This window comes from Burkholderia sp. CpTa8-5 (genome assembly GCF_017815045.1).
Lineage (GTDB): Bacteria > Pseudomonadota > Gammaproteobacteria > Burkholderiales > Burkholderiaceae > Burkholderia > Burkholderia sola.
In genome coordinates this window covers 96,910-116,904 of sequence record NZ_JAGIQD010000010.1, presented here as the reverse complement: position 1 = coordinate 116,904, position 19,995 = coordinate 96,910, and the positions used below count along the sequence as shown (strand labels likewise).

General features: G+C 66.8%; 18 protein-coding genes. 9 read left to right on the top strand and 9 right to left on the bottom strand.

The annotated features are described in order from the left end of the window. Window positions 1–356: 356 nt before the first annotated feature. Both ispH and J8I35_RS17375 read right to left on the bottom strand, forming a co-directional pair. Complete coding sequence (gene ispH, locus J8I35_RS17380; protein WP_050017533.1) at window positions 357–1,337, bottom strand: 4-hydroxy-3-methylbut-2-enyl diphosphate reductase; 981 nt, start codon at window positions 1,335–1,337, stop codon at window positions 357–359. 2 nt (window positions 1,338–1,339) lie between these two features. Further along, window positions 1,340–1,795: a peptidylprolyl isomerase gene (locus J8I35_RS17375; protein WP_069233031.1), complete on the bottom strand. Its 456-nt coding sequence runs from the start codon at window positions 1,793–1,795 to the stop codon at window positions 1,340–1,342. A 135-nt stretch (window positions 1,796–1,930) separates the two neighbouring features. On the opposite strand from J8I35_RS17375, the gene radC reads away from it, so the two are divergent. The 4 genes from radC to nadB all read left to right on the top strand — a co-directional run bounded on the left by radC (window position 1,931) and on the right by nadB (window position 5,108). Then, window positions 1,931–2,704: a DNA repair protein RadC gene (gene radC, locus J8I35_RS17370; protein ID WP_050017535.1), complete on the top strand. Its 774-nt coding sequence runs from the start codon at window positions 1,931–1,933 to the stop codon at window positions 2,702–2,704. Between the two features lie 238 nt (window positions 2,705–2,942). Continuing rightward, window positions 2,943–3,176, top strand: a complete 234-nt coding sequence (gene rpmB, locus J8I35_RS17365) for a 50S ribosomal protein L28 (protein ID WP_004186391.1) — start codon at window positions 2,943–2,945, stop codon at window positions 3,174–3,176. A gap of 17 nt (window positions 3,177–3,193) precedes the next feature. Next, window positions 3,194–3,361, top strand: a complete 168-nt coding sequence (rpmG, locus tag J8I35_RS17360) for a 50S ribosomal protein L33 (protein ID WP_006478046.1) — start codon at window positions 3,194–3,196, stop codon at window positions 3,359–3,361. 160 nt (window positions 3,362–3,521) lie between these two features. Next, window positions 3,522–5,108, top strand: a complete 1,587-nt coding sequence (gene nadB, locus J8I35_RS17355; RefSeq protein ID WP_209926339.1) for an L-aspartate oxidase — start codon at window positions 3,522–3,524, stop codon at window positions 5,106–5,108. 96 nt (window positions 5,109–5,204) lie between these two features. On the opposite strand, the gene nadC is transcribed toward nadB, so the two are convergent. The 6 genes from nadC to purN all read right to left on the bottom strand — a co-directional run bounded on the left by nadC (window position 5,205) and on the right by purN (window position 12,086). Beyond that, entirely contained in the window at window positions 5,205–6,086 is an 882-nt protein-coding gene (nadC, locus tag J8I35_RS17350) for a carboxylating nicotinate-nucleotide diphosphorylase (RefSeq protein ID WP_209926337.1), read from the bottom strand. Next, window positions 6,083–7,219, bottom strand: a complete 1,137-nt coding sequence (nadA, locus tag J8I35_RS17345; protein WP_050017553.1) for a quinolinate synthase NadA — start codon at window positions 7,217–7,219, stop codon at window positions 6,083–6,085. The genes nadC and nadA overlap by 4 nt, the downstream gene beginning before the upstream one ends. 129 nt (window positions 7,220–7,348) lie before the next feature. Next, window positions 7,349–8,545: an acyl-CoA desaturase gene (locus J8I35_RS17340; protein ID WP_089488751.1), complete on the bottom strand. Its 1,197-nt coding sequence runs from the start codon at window positions 8,543–8,545 to the stop codon at window positions 7,349–7,351. Window positions 8,546–8,760: 215 nt separating this feature from the next. Then, entirely contained in the window at window positions 8,761–10,143 is a 1,383-nt protein-coding gene (locus tag J8I35_RS17335; protein WP_209926335.1) for a mechanosensitive ion channel domain-containing protein, read from the bottom strand. A gap of 18 nt (window positions 10,144–10,161) precedes the next feature. Next, window positions 10,162–11,427 carry an RsmB/NOP family class I SAM-dependent RNA methyltransferase gene (locus tag J8I35_RS17330; RefSeq protein WP_050017541.1) on the bottom strand — a complete coding sequence of 422 codons (1,266 nt, stop codon included), beginning with the start codon at window positions 11,425–11,427 and terminating at the stop codon, window positions 10,162–10,164. Continuing rightward, window positions 11,424–12,086 (bottom strand): phosphoribosylglycinamide formyltransferase, encoded by a 663-nt coding sequence (gene purN / locus J8I35_RS17325; RefSeq protein ID WP_006478038.1) that lies wholly within the window; start codon window positions 12,084–12,086, stop codon window positions 11,424–11,426. Before purN ends, J8I35_RS17330 begins: the two co-directional genes overlap by 4 nt. 123 nt (window positions 12,087–12,209) lie before the next feature. Between purN and J8I35_RS17320 the strand changes: the two genes are divergently transcribed. From J8I35_RS17320 to dut, 5 genes are all read left to right on the top strand, one after another. Then, complete coding sequence (locus tag J8I35_RS17320) at window positions 12,210–13,202, top strand: bifunctional riboflavin kinase/FAD synthetase (RefSeq protein ID WP_050017542.1); 993 nt, start codon at window positions 12,210–12,212, stop codon at window positions 13,200–13,202. A 100-nt stretch (window positions 13,203–13,302) separates the two neighbouring features. After that, window positions 13,303–16,140, top strand: coding sequence for an isoleucine--tRNA ligase (gene ileS / locus J8I35_RS17315; protein ID WP_209926333.1), 2,838 nt, complete (start codon window positions 13,303–13,305; stop codon window positions 16,138–16,140). Between the two features lie 3 nt (window positions 16,141–16,143). Beyond that, complete coding sequence (lspA, locus tag J8I35_RS17310; protein WP_050017544.1) at window positions 16,144–16,644, top strand: signal peptidase II; 501 nt, start codon at window positions 16,144–16,146, stop codon at window positions 16,642–16,644. Between the two features lie 67 nt (window positions 16,645–16,711). Next, window positions 16,712–17,923, top strand: coding sequence for a bifunctional phosphopantothenoylcysteine decarboxylase/phosphopantothenate--cysteine ligase CoaBC (coaBC, locus tag J8I35_RS17305; RefSeq protein ID WP_050017545.1), 1,212 nt, complete (start codon window positions 16,712–16,714; stop codon window positions 17,921–17,923). Between the two features lie 55 nt (window positions 17,924–17,978). Further along, window positions 17,979–18,425 (top strand): dUTP diphosphatase, encoded by a 447-nt coding sequence (dut, locus tag J8I35_RS17300; RefSeq protein ID WP_209926327.1) that lies wholly within the window; start codon window positions 17,979–17,981, stop codon window positions 18,423–18,425. 106 nt (window positions 18,426–18,531) lie between these two features. Here the strand turns inward: dut and J8I35_RS17295 are convergent, their stop codons facing one another. Continuing rightward, entirely contained in the window at window positions 18,532–19,911 is a 1,380-nt protein-coding gene (locus J8I35_RS17295; RefSeq protein WP_209926325.1) for an amino acid permease, read from the bottom strand. Between the last annotated feature and the right edge of the window lie 84 nt (window positions 19,912–19,995).

Sequence of the window (19,995 nt, the reverse complement as noted above, 5' to 3'; positions counted from 1 at the left end):
CCGTACCGCGCCAGCACAGAAACAGATCTCCCCGGGTATTGCGCACCCACCTTCACGCTCATGCCTGTCGGATATACGTAGCAACGTCGGTGCAAGTTTCGGGCTTCGGTGAATTGGGACACCTTACCCAGTCGCTACGCCTCGTATCCGCTTCCTGTTCGTCAGGCCAGCGCTTTGCCCTCCAGCTTCCTTCAGACTCCCAGTCACCCGGGAAACCCTTGCCTTCGGCTAACTCTTCCCCTTGCCGGGCGAGTAGAGGACTTTCACCTCCAAGTAAGTGCGCCCTGCCGGGCGCACACAAAAAAAAGCGCGCCGGGAAGGCGCGCTTCGGTGTTCCGCGGGGTGCGATGCGGCAATCAGGCGGCGGGCGGCAGGTTCAACCCGCGCGGCAGCGGAAACGACACGTTTTCCTCGATGCCGTCGAGTGCGCGGACGTTGCGCACGCCGAGTTCGCGCAGCCGCGCGATCACGGCCTGGGCGAGCACCTCGGGCGCCGACGCGCCGGCCGTCACGCCGATGCGGCGCTTGCCGGCGACCCACGCCGGATCGATCTGGTCCGGTGCATCGACCATGTACGCGGCCACGCCGCGCTTTTCGGCCACTTCGCGCAGCCGGCTCGAGTTCGAGCTGTTCGGGCTGCCGACCACGATCACGACATCGCATTGCGGCGCCATGAACTTCACCGCGTCCTGGCGGTTCTGCGTCGCGTAGCAGATGTCCTGCTTCTTCGGCTCGCGGATCTTCGGATACTTCGCCTTCAGCGCGCCGATGATCTCGGCCGCGTCGTCGACGGACAGCGTCGTCTGCGTGACGAGCGCGATGCGTTCGGGATCGGCGAGCTCGAGCTTCTGTACGTCCTCGACGCTTTCGACGAGGTGCATGCCGCGCTCGACCTGGCCCATCGTGCCTTCGACTTCCGGATGGCCCTTGTGCCCGATCATGACGATGTCGACGCCATCCTGGCGCATCTTCGCCACTTCGACGTGCACCTTCGTGACGAGCGGGCAGGTTGCGTCGTAAATGCGCAGGCCGCGCACGTCGGCCTCGTCGCGCACGGCTTTCGACACACCGTGCGCACTGAAGATCACGGTATTGCCGGCCGGCACTTCCTCGAGCTCCTCGACGAAGATCGCGCCCTTCTTCCTCAGATCCTCGACCACGTACTTGTTGTGGACGATTTCGTGACGCACGTAGATCGGCGCGCCGTGCATCGCGATGGCGCGCTCGACGATCTCGATCGCGCGGTCGACGCCCGCGCAGAAACCGCGCGGCTGGGCCAGCAGGATTTCGGCGTCGGCGGCGACGGTCTGCCCGGACAGCGTATCGGTGGTACTCATGATTACAGGATTCCGATGATTTTCACTTCGAACGTGAGCGCCTGGCCCGCGAGCGGATGGTTGAAGTCGAACAGCGCCGAGGTCTCGCTGACTTCCTTCAGCACCCCCGCGTAGCGACCGCCATCCGGTGCGTTGAACTCGATGAGTTCGCCCGGCGTGAAGTCGTCGCCGACCATCCCGTTCTCGCGCAGCGTCGACAGCGTCACGCGCTGGAGCATGTCGGGATTGCGGGGACCGAACCCCTGCTCGGGCGCTAGCTGAAAAGTCGAGTGGTCGCCGACCCGGAGCCCGAGCAGAATCTGTTCCAGCGACGGCGCCAGTTGCCCCGCTCCCAGCAACAGCGTGGCCGGCTTGTCCGAGAAGGTGTTGACGATGTCGGCGCCGTCGGCCAGTGCGAGCCGGTAATGCAACGTGACGTGGGAACCGGGCTTCACTTCGGATAGATCGATGAGGCTCATGAATTACTCGTTCGGTCGGCGCCCGCTACGGCCGAATGGCCCGGCGCAAAGCCAATATTGTAAGTCACCTGAGCGTGCAAGGCGGAAAGTGCGACGACGTCGCGCATGCCGCCCGCCGCCAATGGAGTTCAGACCATGCCATCACCCTGCCTCATCCTGCCGTCGGCCGAATGCCGCGACACCGCCGACGCGCCGGCCGATTCGCCGGCCCGCGTCATCCCGATCAACCGGCGCAAGCGCCGCCCGGCCGACTGGCGGCCCGAGCGGCCGCGCGAACGACTGCTGGAGCGCGGGCCGGCCGCGCTGACCGACGACGAGCTGATCGCGCTGCTGCTCGGCACCGGCAAGCCCGGTCACGACGTCTTCGTCATCGCCCGCGAACTGATCGATCAATACAAGTCGCTGCGCGGATTGCTCGAAGCGGGCGCCGACGATTTCGAGGCGCACCCCGGCATCGGCCCCGCGCGCTCCGCGCGGCTGGTCGCGGTCACCGAGATCGCCCGGCGCATGCTGGAGGAAAAAGCACGGGACGGCATGCAGATCGATTCGCCCGGCGCCGTCGAGGATTGCCTGCGCATGAAGATCGGCACGCTCCCGCACGAAGTGTTCGTCGCGGTCTACCTGGACGCCCGCAACCGCATGATCGACATCGAGGAAATCGCGCGCGGCTCGCTCACGCGCATGGCCGTCTACCCGCGCGAGATCGTGCGGCAGGCGATGAAACAGAACGCCGCCGCGCTGATCGTCGCGCACAACCATCCGTCGGGCGCGGTGCAGCCGAGCGCGGAAGACCGCCGCCTGACCCGCGTGCTGAAGGACGCGCTCGAGCTCGTCGACGTGCGGCTGCTCGATCACGTCGTCGTCGGCGTCAGCGATACTTTTTCGTTCGCACGGGCCGGTTGGCTGTAGACTGTGGCGCGGCGGCCCTTCCCCAGGGCGCCGCAACGGCGAAGCGAAATTAGGTTTGATTTTTCTGAACTTTTTCTGCTAGAATCGCCGTCTGTCTTTTTTCCAACCAGTTCTAGCCATCGAAGGGCCTTGTCTGTAAGGGCTACGGCGTTCTGAGTGCAGCCATGGATCACGTGGCGGTGCGATGGAACCTTCACCGGCGATCGAACCCCGAATTTAGCGTATTAGGAGTGCTCTCATGGCACGCGTATGCCAAGTAACTGGGAAAGCGCCGATGAGCGGCAACAACGTTTCCCACGCCAACAACAAGACGAAGCGCCGCTTCCTCCCGAACCTGCAAAACCGCCGGTTCTGGGTTGAGAGCGAAAACCGCTGGGTGCGTCTGCGCGTCTCGAACGCCGGTCTGCGCCTGATCGACAAGAACGGCATCGATTCCGTGCTCGCTGACCTGCGCGCACGCGGCGAAGCCTAAGCCCAAGGAGCAGAATCATGGCAAAAGGCGCCCGCGACAAGATCAAGCTTGAGTCGACCGCTGGTACGGGTCACTTCTACACGACCACGAAGAACAAGCGCAACATGCCGGAAAAGATGGCGATCAAGAAGTTCGATCCCGTCGTCCGCAAGCATGTGGAATACAAAGAAACCAAGATCAAGTAATCTCCGGTTTCTGCCAGCCTGACGGCGACCGAAAAGCCCCGCTCCTGCGGGGCTTTTTGTTTTGGCGCGCGCGCTCGCGCCCGACGCGGTATGCTCTCCCCTTTCCGCGGCGACAGCCGACGGAACGCAAGATCAAAAAGCGTAACGATGGAGATGCAGCATGAAATTCGACGTGGCGATCGTCGGCAGCGGCCTGGCAGGGCTGTCGGTCGCACTCAACCTGGCCAGCACGCGACGTGTCGCGCTGATCGCGAAACGTTCGATGATGGAGGGGGCAAGCGATCACGCGCAGGGCGGCATCGCGGCGGTCCTCGACTCGGCGGACAGCATCGAGAACCACGTCGACGACACGCTGGTCGCCGGTGGCGGGCTGTGCGACGAAGGCGCGACGCGCTACATCGTCGAGCACGGCCGCGAAGCGATCGAATGGCTGATCTCGCAAGGCGTGCCGTTCACGAAGGACGACGCGGCCGAACTCGGCTTTCACCTGACGCGCGAAGGCGGCCACAGTCACCGCCGGATCATCCATGCGGCCGATGCGACCGGCCATGCGGTGCTCGCGACGCTGTCGGCGCGCGCGCGCCAGCATCCGAACATCACGTTCTTCGAAAACCACCACGCGATCGACCTGATCACGTCGGACCGGCTCGGCCTGCCCGGCCGCCGCTGTCATGGCCTGTATGCGCTCGACGTCGACCACGACCGCACGATCACGATCGAGGCGCCGCATACGGTGCTCGCCACCGGCGGCGCGGGCAAGGTCTACCTGTACACGACGAACCCCGACACCGCGACCGGCGACGGCATCGCGATGGCATGGCGGGCAGGCTGCCGCGTGTCGAACATGGAATTCATCCAGTTCCACCCGACCTGCCTGTTCCATCCGTACGCGAAGTCGTTCCTGATTTCGGAAGCCGTGCGCGGCGAAGGCGGCCTGCTGAAGCTGCCCGACGGCACGCGCTTCATGCCCGCACACGATCCGCGCGCCGAGCTCGCGCCGCGCGACATCGTCGCACGCGCGATCGACTTCGAGATCAAGAAGCGCGGGATCGACTGCGTGTATCTCGACATCAGCCATCAGCCGGAATCGTTCCTGCGCGAACATTTCCCGACGATTCATGCGCGCTGCCTCGAATTCGGCATCGACATCGCGAAACAACCGATCCCCGTCGTGCCGGCCGCGCACTATACGTGCGGCGGCGTCGTCACCGATCTCGCGGGGCGCACCGATCTCGCCGGCCTGTATGCGGTCGGCGAAACGTCGTACACGGGGCTGCACGGCGCGAACCGGCTCGCGAGCAACTCGCTGCTCGAATGCCTCGTGATCGGCCGCGCGGCGGCCGAGGCGATCGAAGCGGCCGGCTTCGACGCCCAAACGCCCACCGCACTGCCCGCATGGGACGAAAGCCGCGTGTCGGATGCGGACGAGGAAGTCGTCGTGGCCCACAACTGGGACGAACTGCGCCGCCTGATGTGGAACTACGTCGGCATCGTGCGCACCGACAAGCGCCTCGAGCGCGCGAAGCACCGGCTGTCGCTGCTGCGCGACGAGATCCACGAGTACTACGCGAATTTCCGCGTGACGCGCGATCTGCTCGAACTGCGCAACCTCGTCGACGTGGCCACGCTGATCGTGAAAAGCGCGTACTCGCGCCGCGAAAGCCGCGGGCTGCACTACAGCCGCGACTGGCCGCATACGCTGCCGAAGGCGCTGCCGAGCGTGCTCACGCCGCGCTCGCGCCGCTGAGCGGCGCGTTGCCCTTCCCGGCGGCGACCGCAGCCCAAGAAAAAAGCCGTTGGCGTGTGCGCGCCAACGGCTTTTTGTCTGACGAACGCGTTTCGGTCAGTCGACGATCCGCATCGAATAGTCGGTCGCCCGCACGTCCTTCGTCAGCGCGCCGATCGAGATACGATCGACGCCCGTCTCCGCGAACGCACGCACCGTATCGAAATTGACGCCGCCCGACACTTCGAGCACGGCCCTGGCCGCCGTCACGCGCACCGCTTCGCGCATCATGTCGAGCGTGAAGTTGTCGAGCAGCACCGACTGCGCGCGATGCGCGAGCGCCGTGTCGAGCTGCGCGAGCGTCTCGACTTCGACCTGCACCGGCACGCCCGACTCCAGCGCGAACGCCGCGTCGAGCGCCTCGCCGACACCGCCTGCCGCCGCGATGTGGTTCTCCTTGATCAGGATGCCGTCGTACAGCGCGAGACGCTGGTTCTCACCGCCGCCCACGCGCACCGCGTACTTCTGCGCGAGCCGCAGCCCCGGCAGCGTCTTGCGTGTGTCGAGGATCTTCGCGCGCGTGCCTTCGACGCGATCGACGTAACGGCGCGTCGCGGTCGCGACACCCGACAGCAACTGCAGGAAGTTCAGCCCGTTGCGCTCGGCCGTCAGCAGCGCGCGCGCCGGCCCTTCGAGTTCGCACACGGTCGAATCCGGCGTCATCCGGTCGCCTTCGCGATAGCGCCATTGCACGACGATCGACGGATCGATCCGTGCGATCACGCCCTCGAACCACGGCACGCCGCACAGCACGGCTTCCTCGCGCACGATGATCCGCGCACGGCGGCGCTCGCCGGCCGGCACGAGGCGCCCGGTCTGGTCGCCGCGGCCGACGTCTTCGGCGATCGCATCGGCCACGTTGCGCGCGATCGCTTCGTCGAATGCCGCGCCGTATTGGGCGCGGACGGCGTCGAACAGCGGGGAGACGGCGTTGCTCATGCGGGCCCCACGTTCGCGAACAGTTGCTGGTCGCGCTGCAGGTCGCCGCTCGCCTGCACGCGCTTCTTGTGTGCAGCCGCGAATTCGAGCATCCGGTCGATCGGCAAACGCGCGCGCTCGCCGATCGCCGGATCGACGAAGATCTCGTTGTGACCGCGTTCGAGCACGTCGGCGAGGTTCGCGAGGCCGTTCATCGCCATCCACGGGCAGTGCGCGCAGCTCTTGCAGGTCGCGCTGTTGCCGGCCGTCGGCGCGGCGATGAAGGTCTTGCCGGGCGCGGCAAGCTGCATCTTGTGCAGGATGCCGAGATCGGTCGCGACGATGAAGCGTTTCGCGTCGAACTTGACGGCCGCGTCGATCAGTTGCGTGGTCGAACCGACGACATCGGCCTGCGCCACGACGTTTTCCGGCGACTCGGGATGTACGAGCACCTTCGCGTCCGGATATTCGGCGCGCAGCAGGTCGAGCTCGATGCCCTTGAACTCGTCGTGGACGAGGCACGAGCCCTGCCACAGCAGCATGTCGGCACCGGTTTTCTTCTGGATATAGCTGCCCAGATGGCGGTCCGGCGCCCAGATGATCTTTTCGCCGCGCGCATGCAGGTCGGCAACGATCTCGAGGCCGATCGACGACGTGACCATCCAGTCCGCGCGCGCCTTCACGGCCGCGCTGGTGTTCGCGTAGACGACGACGGTACGGTCCGGATGCGCATCGCAGAACGCCGAGAATTCGTCGACCGGGCAGCCGAGGTCGAGCGAACAGGTCGCGTCGAGGTCGGGCATCAGGATCCGCTTGTTCGGGCTCAGGATCTTCGCGGTTTCGCCCATGAAGCGCACGCCGGCGACGACCAGCGTCTGCGCGTCGTGATCGCGGCCGAAGCGGGCCATTTCGAGCGAATCCGCGACGCAGCCGCCCGTTTCGTCGGCCAGCTCCTGCAGTTCGGCATCCACGTAGTAGTGGGCGACCAGCACGGCCTTTTCACGGGCGAGCAACGCCTTGATGCGCGCCTTCAGCGCAGCGCGCTCCTCGGCGGACGGCGCGTCGGGCACCTTGGCCCATGCCTGTCCGACGCCACACACGGTCCCCGTTGCGATGGGCCGGTCGTACTCGACGGGTTTGATCGTCGATTGCATCTCCATATCTCCTGCCCCAAACCTCATACCAATCCCGGCGCCGCCGATCCGTCAAAAACCAGCGGCCCAAATGAAAAAACCCCGCCAACGCGGGGTTTGTGACGTCCTGAGATTCTAATCGATTTCGAATCAGGCGTAGCGACGCAGGCGTGTCGCGAATTCCTGCAGCGCCTTGATGCCGCTTTGTTCTGCGCGATGGCACCAATCCTGCAATTGCGCGAGAAGCTGTTCGCGCGATGCGGTCGAACGATCCCAGATCGCGGCGAGATCCTGGCGCAGCTGGAAGTACGTATGCAGCTTCTGGCTGTTCGCGAAGATTTCCGGCAGCAGCTTCTTCTGCGGCTCGTCGAGGCCGTCGGCGTCCTTGTGGAACCATTTGCGCGCGCCGCGCATCAGCTGGTACTTCTCGCTCGAACCGAGTTCCTTCAGATGCGCAAGCTCCTGACGGTACGCACGCTTCACGGCCTTGCCGTAGCGCGCCATCACTTCGTAGCGGTTCGACAGCACGGCCTGCAGCGTTTCCTGATCGAGCACCGTCTTCGGCTTGTTCAGGCGCGGCGTCGGCGCGACCTTCTTCACCTTCGCGAGACCGAAGGCCGACATGATGCGGATGTACATCCAGCCGATGTCGAACTCGTACCACTTGTTCGACAGCTTCGCCGACGTCGCGAACGTGTGGTGGTTGTTGTGCAGTTCCTCGCCGCCGATCACGATGCCCCACGGGAACAGGTTCGTGCTCGCGTCAGCCGAGTTGAAGTTGCGATAGCCCCAGAAGTGACCGAAGCCGTTCACGACGCCAGCGGCCCAGAACGGAATCCAGACCATCTGCACGGCCCACACGGTCAGGCCGAGCACGCCGAACAGCGCGACGTCGATCACCATCATCATGCTGATGCCGAGAATCGGGTACTTCGAGTACACATTGCGCTCGAGCCAGTCGTTCGGCGTGCCGTGGCTGAACTTGCGCATCGTCTCTTCGTTCTTCGCTTCCGCGCGGTACAGCTCGGCGCCTTCGAGGAACACCTTCCAGATGCCGCGCGTCTGCGGGCTGTGCGGATCTTCCTCGGTCTCGCACTTCGCGTGGTGCTTGCGGTGAATCGCGGCCCACTGGCCGGTCAGCATGCCGGTGGTCATCCACAGCCAGAACCGGAAGAAGTGGCTCGCGATCGGATGCAGCTCCAGTGCGCGGTGCGCCTGGCAGCGGTGCAGGTAGACGGTCACGCCGATGATCGTGACGTGCGTGACGGCGAGCGCGAACAACGCGACTTGCCACCACGAAAAATGCAGGAGCCCGTGGGAAAGAAAATCGAGCACAGAATTCAACAAGGCAGTTACCCGTGATGAGAGCGACGCCACGCTGGCGTCAGAAGAATGAAAGCATACCGCGTGTAGACCAGAATTTTACTTCAACCGTTCCAAGTCTTTGTAAAAAATGAATATTTTCTTGCCCTGACGCAATCCGCGCGGTCCATGCGCGGACTCGGAAAGGCCCGCGATCCGGTTTCGGCCGCGGAATCGGTACGATTGACCGCCCGCGCCCGCTACGCCGCCGGCGCGTGCCCGTCCAGCGCACCGTTGGCCGCCGCCGGCGGGCGCCCGGCCGCCGCGCTCGCCGCGGGAAAGCCGTCCGGCAGCCCGACCACGCGCACTTCGCGCTGCGGAAACGGAATCGAGATCCCGTGCTCGCCGAACAGCCGCCAGATGTTGCGGTTCACGCTCGATCGCACGCCCGACGTGCCTTTCGCCGAATCCTCGATCCAGAAACCGAGCTCCAGATCGATCCCGTCCGCGCCGAAACTCACGAGGTACGGGGTCGGCGCCGGCTCGGCCAGCACGCGCGGCACGTCCTTCGCGGCGTCGGCGAGCAACGCGAGTGCCTGCTCGACGTCGCTCGTGTACGCGACCTGCACCGCGACCTTCGCATAGCCGCGCGTCAGGTACGACGACTGGTTCTGCACGACGTCGGTGATCAGCTTCTCGTTCGGGATCAGCGTCTCGTTGCCGTCGAGGCCGCGCACGACCGTGTAGCGCGTGCGGATCTGCGTGACGACGCCCTGCAGCCCGCCGACGCTGATCGCATCGCCGAGCCGCAACGAGCGGTCGAGCAGGATGATGAAACCCGACACGTAGTTGCTCGCGATCTTTTGCAGCCCGAAGCCGAGGCCGACGCCCACCGCGCCGCCGAATACGCCGAGCACCGTCACGTCGATGCCGACGAGCGACAGCCCGATCAGGATCGCCGCGAACACGAGCAGCGCGCGGCCGACCCGCGACAGCACGACCTTCAGGTTCGCGTCGAGCGTGCTCGCGCGCGACAGGCGATCCTCGAGCACCGAGCCGAGCCACATCGCGACCATCAGCGTCACGCGCACCCACAGCGCGCCGGAGATCACCGACAGCAGCGTGAGGTGCGCGGTCGCGACCCGGAACTGCACGCTGTCGAGCCAGCCGAGCACGTCGCGCTGGATGCCGAGCACGGTCATCACCATCGCGGCCCACACGACGGTCGACACAATCTTCTCGACGATCGACAGCCACGCGTGCGTGTGGCCGTCGCGTGCGAACACGCGCCGCGCGAAGAAGAACAGCACGTAGATCAGCCCGATGCCGAACAGCGGCACGAGCGCGAGCGACAGCAGCGACGTCGACATGAACGGCTCGAACGCGAGCTGCGCGCCGCCGACGAACACGCTGCCGAACAGCGGAAACAGCGCACGCTTCAGGCTCTGCGCGCCCGCGCCGGGCGCGCGCCCGGCCGCCCGCCGCCGCGCATCGATCCGGCCGTGCACGAAACGCGCGGCCACCCATGCGAAACACAGCGCACCGACGAGGATCGCCGCCTGCCAGATCATCACCGGCTGGTGGAAATCGCGAATCACCGATTCCAGCCGGTGCGACAGCAGGCGGCTCTGCAGATTCTCCATCGTCCGTCCGGCCGGTCGTTACTGCGCGGCGCGGCGTTCGAGCACCGCGGCGAAGAAGCCGTCGGTCGCATGACGGTGCGGCCACAGCGACAGGTAGTCGCCCGTCTCGAGCTCGATGCGCTGGTCGGCCAGCACCTGCTGCGCCGGCACCAGCACGAACTCGGGGTGATCGGCGAGGAACTGCTCGACGATGCGCTCGTTCTCGGCGTCGAGCACGCTGCAGGTCGCGTAGACGAGCCGGCCGCCCTTCTTCACGAGCCGCGCGGCGCTCGCGAGGATCGACGCCTGTTTCGGCGTCAGCTCGTCGATCGCGGTGCGCGTCTGGCGCCACTTCAGGTCCGGATTGCGGCGCAGCGTGCCGAGGCCGCTGCACGGCGCGTCGACCAGCACGCGGTCGATCTTGCCGGCGAGCCGCTTGATCTTCGCGTCGTGCTCGCTGTCGATCAGCACCGGGTTCACGTTCGACAGCCCGCTGCGCGCGAGGCGCGGCTTCAGCTTCGCGAGGCGCTTCTCCGAGATGTCGAACGCATAGAGGCGCCCGGTCGAGCGCATCATCGCGCCGAGCGCGAGCGTCTTGCCGCCCGCGCCCGCGCAGAAATCGACGACCATCTCGCCGCGCCGCGGCGCGACCAGCGAGCACAGCAGCTGGCTGCCTTCGTCCTGCACCTCGATCGCGCCTTCCTCGAACAGCTTCAGGCGCGTCAGCGCCGGCTTGCCGACCACGCGCACGCCGAACGGCGCGAACGGCGTCGCGCCCGCGTCGATGCCGCTCACGCGCAGCGCTTCGATCACCTGGTCGCGGCTCGCCTTCTGCGCGTTGGCGCGCAGGTCGAGCGGCGCCGGGTAGTTCAGCGCGGCGGCGAGCTGCGCAAGCTCGTCCGCGTCGAAGCGGGCCGACAGCGCCTGGTGAATCCAGTCGGGCAGGTTCGTGCGAATGCGCACGGGCAGGCTCGCCGGATCGATCTTCGACACGTGCTCGAGCCATGCGGACTCGGTGTCGGACAGGAACGGCTTCAGCGCATTGCGCCCCATCGTCTGCATCAGGCCGAGCAGCGTCAGGCGCCGCGCGGGCGTGCCGGTGCCGCTCTCGGCCAGATGCGAAAACTCCATCTTCCGGCGCAGCACCGCGAACACGGCCTCGGCGATCACGCCGCGCTCGGCATGCCCGAGCTTCGGGTGCGCGCGGAAGAACCGGCTCGTCGTCGCGTCGGCGGGGCCGGCGAACTTCAGCACCTCGGCGAGCAGGGTTTCGGTCTGGCCAATCAGGAATCCGTGCAGCTTCATACGCCCTCACTCGTTTCGGTTTGCGGTTGATCCGCGAAAATCCAGCGCGCCTCTTCGGGCGCGACCACTGCACGGCCGTCCTCGAGGCGCAAACGCCCCTCGACGAACCAGCGCACCGCGCGCGGATACAGCACGTGCTCGACCGTCAGCACGCGCCGCGCGAGCGCGGCCGCGTCGTCGCCGGCGCGCACGGGCACCGCGCCCTGCGCGACGATCGCGCCGCTGTCGAGCTCGGGAATGACGAAATGCACGCTCGCGCCATGCAGCGCGACGCCGGCATCCAGCGCCTGCTGATGCGTGTGGATGCCCTTGAAGCTCGGCAGCAGCGACGGATGGATGTTCAGCAGCCGGCCTTCGTATCGTCTGACGAATGCGGGCGTGAGGATGCGCATGAAGCCGGCGAGGACGACGAGATCGGGCGCGAAACGGTCGATCTCGGCGGCGAGCGCCGCGTCGAAGCTGTCGCGGCCGTCGAACGACCGGTGGTCGACCACCGCCGTCGCCACCCCGTGCGACGCGGCAAAAGCCAGCCCGGCCGCATCGGGCCGGTTGGCGATCACGGCGGCAATCTCGGCCGGCCAGCGTTCCTGCGCGCACGCGCGGACGATGGCCTCCATGTTGCTGCCGCGACCGGAAATCAGGATCACGAGTTTTTTCATCCGCGAATTTTACCATTCGCCCTCGCGTTTCCCGCCTTCTCGGCCGTCGGGCCGCCCGAACGTTTATAATCTTCTGCTTTGCGGCATCCCACCGCCCATTCCCCCGACGCTGCATCCGCTATCGTGAAAGTCTTCCGCGGCCTGCCCAACGCCGAGAGCCGCGCCCCGTGCGCGTTGACGATCGGCAACTTCGACGGTGTCCATCGCGGGCATCAGGCCCTGCTCGCGCGCGTGCGCGCGGCAGCGGACGCACGCGGCCTGCCCGTGTGCGTGATGACGTTCGAGCCGCACCCGCGCGAATTCTTCAACCCGGCCGGCGCGCCGCCGCGCATCGCGATGCTGCGCGACAAGCTGGAAGCATTGCGCGACCACGGGGTCGACCGCGTCGTCGTCGAGCACTTCAACCACACCTTCGCGAGCCAGTCGCCGCAGGCGTTCGTCGAGCGCACGCTGGTGAACGGGCTGCACGCGCGCTGGATGATGGTCGGTGACGATTTCTGCTACGGCGCGAAGCGCGCGGGCACCTTCGACACGCTGAAGGCGGCCGGCGAGCTGCACGGCTTCGAGGTCGAGCAGATGGGCACGGTGTCCGGCAGCGACGGCACGCGCATTTCCAGCTCCGGCGTGCGCGCGGCGCTCGCCGCGGGTGATCTCGACGCGGCCGCGCAGGCGCTCGGCCACGGCTACGCGATCAGCGGCCACGTCGCGCACGGCCTCAAGCTCGGCCGCGACCTCGGCTTCCCGACGCTGAACCTGCCGATCGCGCACAAGCGGCCGGCGCTCGCGGGCATCTTCGTCGTGCAGGTGCACGGCCTCGGCCCCGAGCCGCTGCCCGGCGTCGCAAGCCTCGGGCTGCGCCCGACCGTCGACGATTCGGGCCGCGTGCTGCTCGAAGTCCACCTGCTCGACTGGCACGGCGATGCGTACGGCAAGCTGATCCGTGTCGAATTCCTGAAGAAGCTGCGCGACGAGGCGAAGTTCGACGATCTCGAGGCGCTGTCGCGCGCGATCGCGCTGGACGTCGCGAATGCACGCGCTTATTTCGTCGAACGCGACCGTGCGCCGGGCAGCCGCGCGACGGGCTTCGCGACGTCGGCTACCGACCGAATTAGCTGATCCGGACGGCGGCGCCTCGCGCCGCACCCTCGCGCCGCCCCGTCGCGCGCCTACCCGATTCACGACGCCGAGCGTCCCCGATTTAGATAGCGATCCCATCATGAGCAACAAGAAAGCCGATTCGAAACCGCAGGCCAAGTATCCGGTCAACCTGCTCGACACGCCGTTCCCGATGCGCGGCGACCTGCCCAAGCGCGAGCCGCAGTGGGTCAAGGAGTGGGAGGAGCGCGGCATCTACGAGAAGATCCGCGCGGCCAGCCAGGGCCGGCCGAAGTTCATCCTGCACGACGGCCCGCCGTATGCGAACGGCGACATCCACCTCGGCCACGCGGTCAACAAGATCCTGAAGGACATCGTCGTCAAGTCGCGCAACATGGCCGGCTTCGACGCGCCGTACGTGCCCGGCTGGGATTGCCACGGGATGCCGATCGAGATCCAGATCGAGAAGCAGTTCGGCAAGTCGCTGCCGGCGGCCGAGGTGATGAGCAAGGCGCGCGCGTACGCGACCGAGCAGATCGAGAAGCAGAAGGTCGGCTTCAAGCGCCTGGGCGTGCTCGGCGACTGGGCGAATCCGTACAAGACGATGAACTTCGTGAACGAGGCGGAAGAAATCCGCGCGCTCGGCAAGATCATCGAGAAGGGCTACGTGTACCGCGGGCTGAAGCCGGTCAACTGGTGCTTCGACTGCGGCTCGGCGCTCGCGGAAGCGGAAGTCGAGTACAAGGACCGCACCGACCCGACGATCGACGTGATGTTCGCGTTCGCGGAACCGGAAAAGACCGCGCACGCGTTCGGCCTGCCGGCGCTGCCGCGCGCCGACGGCGGCATCGTGATCTGGACCACCACGCCGTGGACGATTCCCGCCAACCAGGCGCTGAACCTCCATCCGGAAATCGTCTACGCGCTGGTCGACACCGAGCGCGGGCTGCTGATCATTGCGCAAGAGCGCGTCGAAGCCTGCATGGCCGACTTCAAGCTGACCGGCCGCGTCGTCGCGACCGCGCCCGGCGTGAAGCTCGCGAACCTGCGCTTCCACCACCCGCTCGCCTCGGCCCACCCCGGCTACCAGCGCACCGCGCCCGTCTATCTCGGCGACTACGTGACGACCGACACGGGTACCGGCGTCGTGCACTCGTCGCCCGCGTACGGTATCGAGGACTTCCAGTCGTGCAAGGCGCACGGGATGACCGATTCCGACTTCATCAACCCGGTGATGGGCGACGGCCGCTATATCGAATCGCTGCCGCTGTTCGGCGGCCTGTCGATCTGGGACGCGAACCCGAAGATCGTCGACGCGCTGAACGCGGCCGGCTCGCTGCTGCGCAGCGAGAAGTACACGCACAGCTACATGCACTGCTGGCGCCACAAGACGCCGATCATCTACCGCGCGACGTCGCAGTGGTTTGCCGGCATGGACGTGACGCCGCGCGACGGCGGCAAGACGCTGCGCGAGACGGCGCTCGAAGGCGTCGACGCGACCGCGTTCTACCCGTCGTGGGGCAAGCAGCGCCTGTTCAGCATGATCGCGAACCGTCCCGACTGGACGCTGTCGCGCCAGCGCCAGTGGGGCGTGCCGATGGCGTTCTTCGTGCACAAGGAAACCGGCGAGCTGCACCCGCGCACGCTCGAGCTGCTCGAGGAAGTCGCGAAGCGCGTCGAGCAGTCGGGCATCGAGGCGTGGCAATCGCTCGACCCGCACGAGCTGATCGGCGACGACGCGAACCTGTACGAAAAGAACCGCGACACGCTCGACGTGTGGTTCGATTCGGGCACGACGCACTGGCACGTGCTGCGCGGCTCGCACAAGGATCAGCTGCAGTTCCCGGCCGACCTGTACCTCGAAGGCTCGGACCAGCATCGCGGCTGGTTCCACTCGTCGCTCCTGACGGCATCGATGATCGACGGTCGCGCGCCGTACAAGGGCCTGCTCACGCACGGCTTCACGGTCGACGGCGAAGGCCGCAAGATGAGCAAGTCGCTCGGCAACGGCATCGACCCGCATGAAGTCGCGAACCGTCTCGGCGCGGAAATCATCCGCCTGTGGATCGCATCGACCGACTACTCGGGCGAACTCGCGATCTCCGAGGAAATCCTGAAGCGCGTAACGGAAGGCTATCGCCGCATCCGCAACACGCTGCGCTTCCTGCTCGCGAACCTGTCGGATTTCGATTTCGCGCAGCACGCGGTGCCGGTCGACGAATGGCTCGAGATCGACCGCTATGCGGTCGCGTTCTCGCAGCAACTGCAGACCGAACTGCTCGGCCACTACGAGAAGTACGAATTCCACCCGGTCGTCGCGAAGCTGCAGACGTACTGCTCGGAAGACCTCGGCGGCTTCTACCTCGACGTGCTGAAGGACCGCCTGTACACGAGCGCCGCCGATTCGCGCGCGCGCCGCTCCGCGCAAACCGCGCTGTATCACCTGACGCACGGCCTGCTGCGCGTGCTCGCGCCGTTCCTGTCGTTCACGGCGGAAGAAGCGTGGAAGGTGTTCCAGCCGGCGAGCGACACGATCTTCACGGAAACCTACTATGCGTATCCGGAAGTCGCCGGCTCGGCCGCGCTGATCGACAAGTGGGCGCTGCTGCGCGACGTGCGCGGCAACGTGACGAAGGCGCTCGAGGAAGCGCGCACCGCGAACCGCATCGGTTCGTCGCTGCAGGCCGAAGTGACCGTGCATGCGAGCGGCGCGCGCTACGACGCGCTGACGAGCCTCGGCGACGATCTCAAGTTCGTGCTGATCACGTCGGCGGCGACCGTCGTGAAGGTCGACGACGAAGCGCAGGAAAGCGTCGACGTGGCCGCGTCGAAGTACCAGAAGTGCGAGCGCTGCTGGCACTACCGTGAAGATGTCGGCGCGCACGCCGATCATCCGACGCTGTGCGGCCGCTGCTTCTCGAACCTGTTTGAAAACGGCGAAATCCGGAGCGCTGCTTAAATTATGGCGAAGACCCTGTCGAAACCGGCCAGCGGCGCGCTCGCGCCCTGGCTCGGCATTTCGCTGATCGTGATCCTGTTCGACCAGCTGTCGAAGATCGCGATCCTCAAGACATTCGCGTACGGCGCGCAGCATGCGCTGACGTCGTTCTTCAACCTCGTGCTGGTGTACAACCGCGGCGCCGCGTTCGGCTTCCTGTCGACCGCGAGCGGCTGGCAGCGCTGGGCGTTCACCGCGCTCGGCGTCGGCGCGACGCTCGTGATCTGCTTCCTGCTGAAGCGCCACGGCCACCAGCGGCTATTCAGCGTGTCGCTCGCGCTGATCCTCGGCGGCGCGCTCGGCAACGTGATCGACCGGCTCGTCTACGGCCACGTGATCGACTTCCTCGATTTTCACGTCGGCGCGTGGCACTTCCCGGCGTTCAACCTCGCCGATTCCGCGATCACGGTCGGCGCGGTGCTGCTGATCTACGACGAGCTGCGGCGCGTGCGCGGCGCGCGCTGAGCGCGCATACTCCGTGTCGACGGCCGGCTTCGCGCCGGCCGTTCCGTTTGACCCCAGGAGGCCTGAGTTGGCACACGCAGAACTCGCAGGAAAACACCTCGTTCTCGGCCTGACGGGCGGCATCGCCTGCTACAAGATCGCCGAACTCACGCGGCTGCTCGTGAAGGCCGGCGCGACCGTGCAGGTCGCGATGACCGACGCCGCCACCCAGTTCATCACGCCCGTCACGATGCAGGCGCTGTCGGGCCGGCCCGTCTATACGAGCCAGTGGGACGCGCGCATCGACAACAACATGGCGCACATCGACCTGTCGCGCGAAGCCGACGCGATCGTGATCGCGCCCGCGTCGACGGATTTCCTCGCGAAGCTCGCGCACGGGTTCGCCGACGATCTGTTGTCGACGCTGTGCGTCGCGCGCGACTGTCCGCTGCTCGTCGTGCCCGCAATGAACCGCCAGATGTGGCAGAACCCGGCCACGCAACGCAACGCCGCGCAATTGCGCGCGGACGGCGTGTCGGTGCTCGGCCCGGATTCGGGCGCGCAGGCCTGCGGCGAAGTCGGCGACGGCCGCATGCTCGAACCCGAGGCGATCTATGAAGCGATCGTCGCGCACTTCGCGCCGAAGGTGCTCGCGCACCGCCGCGTGCTGATCACGGCCGGGCCCACATTCGAACCGCTCGACCCGGTGCGCGGCCTGACGAACCGCTCCAGCGGCAAGATGGGTTTCGCGCTCGCGCGCGCCGCGCAACAGGCCGGCGCCGACGTGCATCTCGTCGCCGGGCCGGTCGCGCTCGACACGCCGTGGGGCGTGACCCGCCAGGACGTGCAGACCGCGCAGCAGATGTATGACGCGGTGATGCATGCCGTGAACGATGCCGACATCTTCATCGCGGTGGCCGCAGTCGCCGACTGGCGCGTCGACCAGCCGGCCGAGCACAAGATGAAGAAGACGGCCGACCGCAAGATGCCGGCGCTCGCGTTCGTCGAGAACCCCGACATCCTCGCATCGGTCGCGGCGCTGCCCGATGCGCCGTTCTGCGTCGGCTTCGCGGCCGAAAGCGGCGACCTCGACGTGCATGGCGACGAGAAGCGCAAGCGCAAGAACGTGCCGCTGCTCGTCGGCAACCTCGGCCCGCTGACGTTCGGGCGCGACGACAACGAAGTCGTGTTGTTCGAAGCGGCCGGCCTCACGCGCCTGCCGCGCGCGCCCAAAGACGAACTCGCGCATACGCTCGTGGCCGAAATCGCGAAGCGCCTGCCGGACAACCGCCTGATCTGATCCCTTGCGCGGCGGCAGACGCCGCCGCGCCCTTCCCGACCGATTCGACCACCGCATGAAACTCGACCTGAAGATTCTCGACGCGCGCATGCGCGATTACCTGCCCGCCTACGCGACCCCCGGCAGCGCCGGCCTCGACCTGCGCGCATGCCTCGACGCGCCGGTCACGCTGCAGCCGGGCGAAACCACGCTGGTGCCGACCGGCCTCGCGATCCACCTCGCCGATCCCGGCTATGCGGCGCTGATCCTGCCGCGCTCGGGCCTCGGCCACAAGCACGGGATCGTGCTCGGCAACCTCGTCGGCCTGATCGATTCCGACTACCAGGGCCAGTTGATGGTGTCGACGTGGAATCGCGGCCAGACCGAATTCGTGCTGAACCCGTTCGAACGCCTCGCGCAGCTCGTGATCGTGCCGGTCGTGCAGGCGCAATTCAACATCGTCGACGAGTTCGCGCAAAGCGACCGCGGCGAAGGCGGCTTCGGCAGCACCGGCCGTCACTGAGCCACACAGCACGAAAAAAGGGGCCACGGCCCCTTTTTCTTTTTGCGCACCGCCACGTGCAGCCCGGTTGCGCGATTCGCGCAGGCGCGGGTTCGCGACGCCGCGGTCAGCGCGCGTGCTGGTGGCGGTAGTGCAACGCGTAGGCGAGCGTCAGCAGCACGACGAACACGACACCGACCACCATCGTCATCCGGAATTCGCGCGTGAAAGGGGTCGTCAGCAGGATCGCCGCGACGAGCCCCGCACCGGCCAGGCTGCCGAACGGGTGCCCCCACATCCGGAACGCGAGCGCAGGGCCGCGATACCGCGCACGGAACCGCAGGTGCGTGACGAAGATCATCAGCCACGTGAACAGCGCGCCGAACATCGCGATCGCCATCATCACGGTGAACGCGGTGTCGGGCGCGAGCGCGACCAGCACGGCCGCCACCGCGACGCCGCTCGTCGAGATCCACAGCGCGGCGCGCGGCACGCCGTTCGCGCCGAGCCGGCCGAACACCGCCGGCGCGAGTTGCGCGCGCGACAGGCTGAACATCATCCGCGTCGTCACGTAGAGCTGGCTGTTCATCGCCGACAGCGCCGCGATCAACAGCACGAAGTTGATCACGCCCGCCGCATACGGCACGTGCGTCGCGGCCATCACCTTCACGAACGGGCTTTCGTCGGTGCCGGCCTGCGTCCACGGCACGATCGCGAGCATCAGCGCGAGCGTCAGCAGGTAGAACAGCACGAGCCGGAACACCGTCGAGCGGAATGCGCGCGTGACCGCGTGCTGCGGATCGCGCGCCTCGCCGGCCGCGATCGCGACGGCCTCGATGCTCATGTAGCTGAAGATCGCGACGATCACGGCAACCCAGGTGCCCCACGGCCCCTTCGGCATGAAGCCGCCGTGCGCGGTGTAGTTCACGAAACCGATGCCCGATGCGGGCGGCGCCGACCACACGAGAAACGCGCCGAGCACGATGAACACGACGATCGCCGCGATCTTCAGCAGCGAGAACGCGTATTCGACCGTCCCGTACAGCGTGACGCTCGCGAGGTTCACGGCGATCAGCAGCGCGGAAAATCCGATCACCCAGTACCAGCCGGGCACGGCCGGGAACCAGTACTTCATGAACACGGCGATCGCGCTGATCTCGGTACCGATCGCGAACACGACCGCGAACCAGTACGCATAGCGCACCAGGAAGCCCGCGAGCGGGCCGACGTAATGCTCGGCATAGGCGCCGAACGAGCCGGCCGTCGGATGCGCGACCGTCATTTCCGCAAGCGCGCCCATCAGCAGCAGCGCAATCAGTGCGCCGATCGCATAGGAAAGCAGCACGCTCGGGCCCGCGAGCCCGATCGCAAACCCGCTGCCGAGGAACAGCCCCGTGCCGATCGCGCCACCGATCGCGATCATCGCCATCTGCCCCGACGTCAGCGCGTGGCGCAGCCCTTGTTCACGCGCGACGATAGCGTCGAACGACCGTTGTTGTCGTGTCACTGCGTTACCACTCCCCTGCCCCACCATCGCGCCGCCGGCGCCGGATAAAACGAAACGGCGCGGAGAACTTCCCGCGCCGTTCGC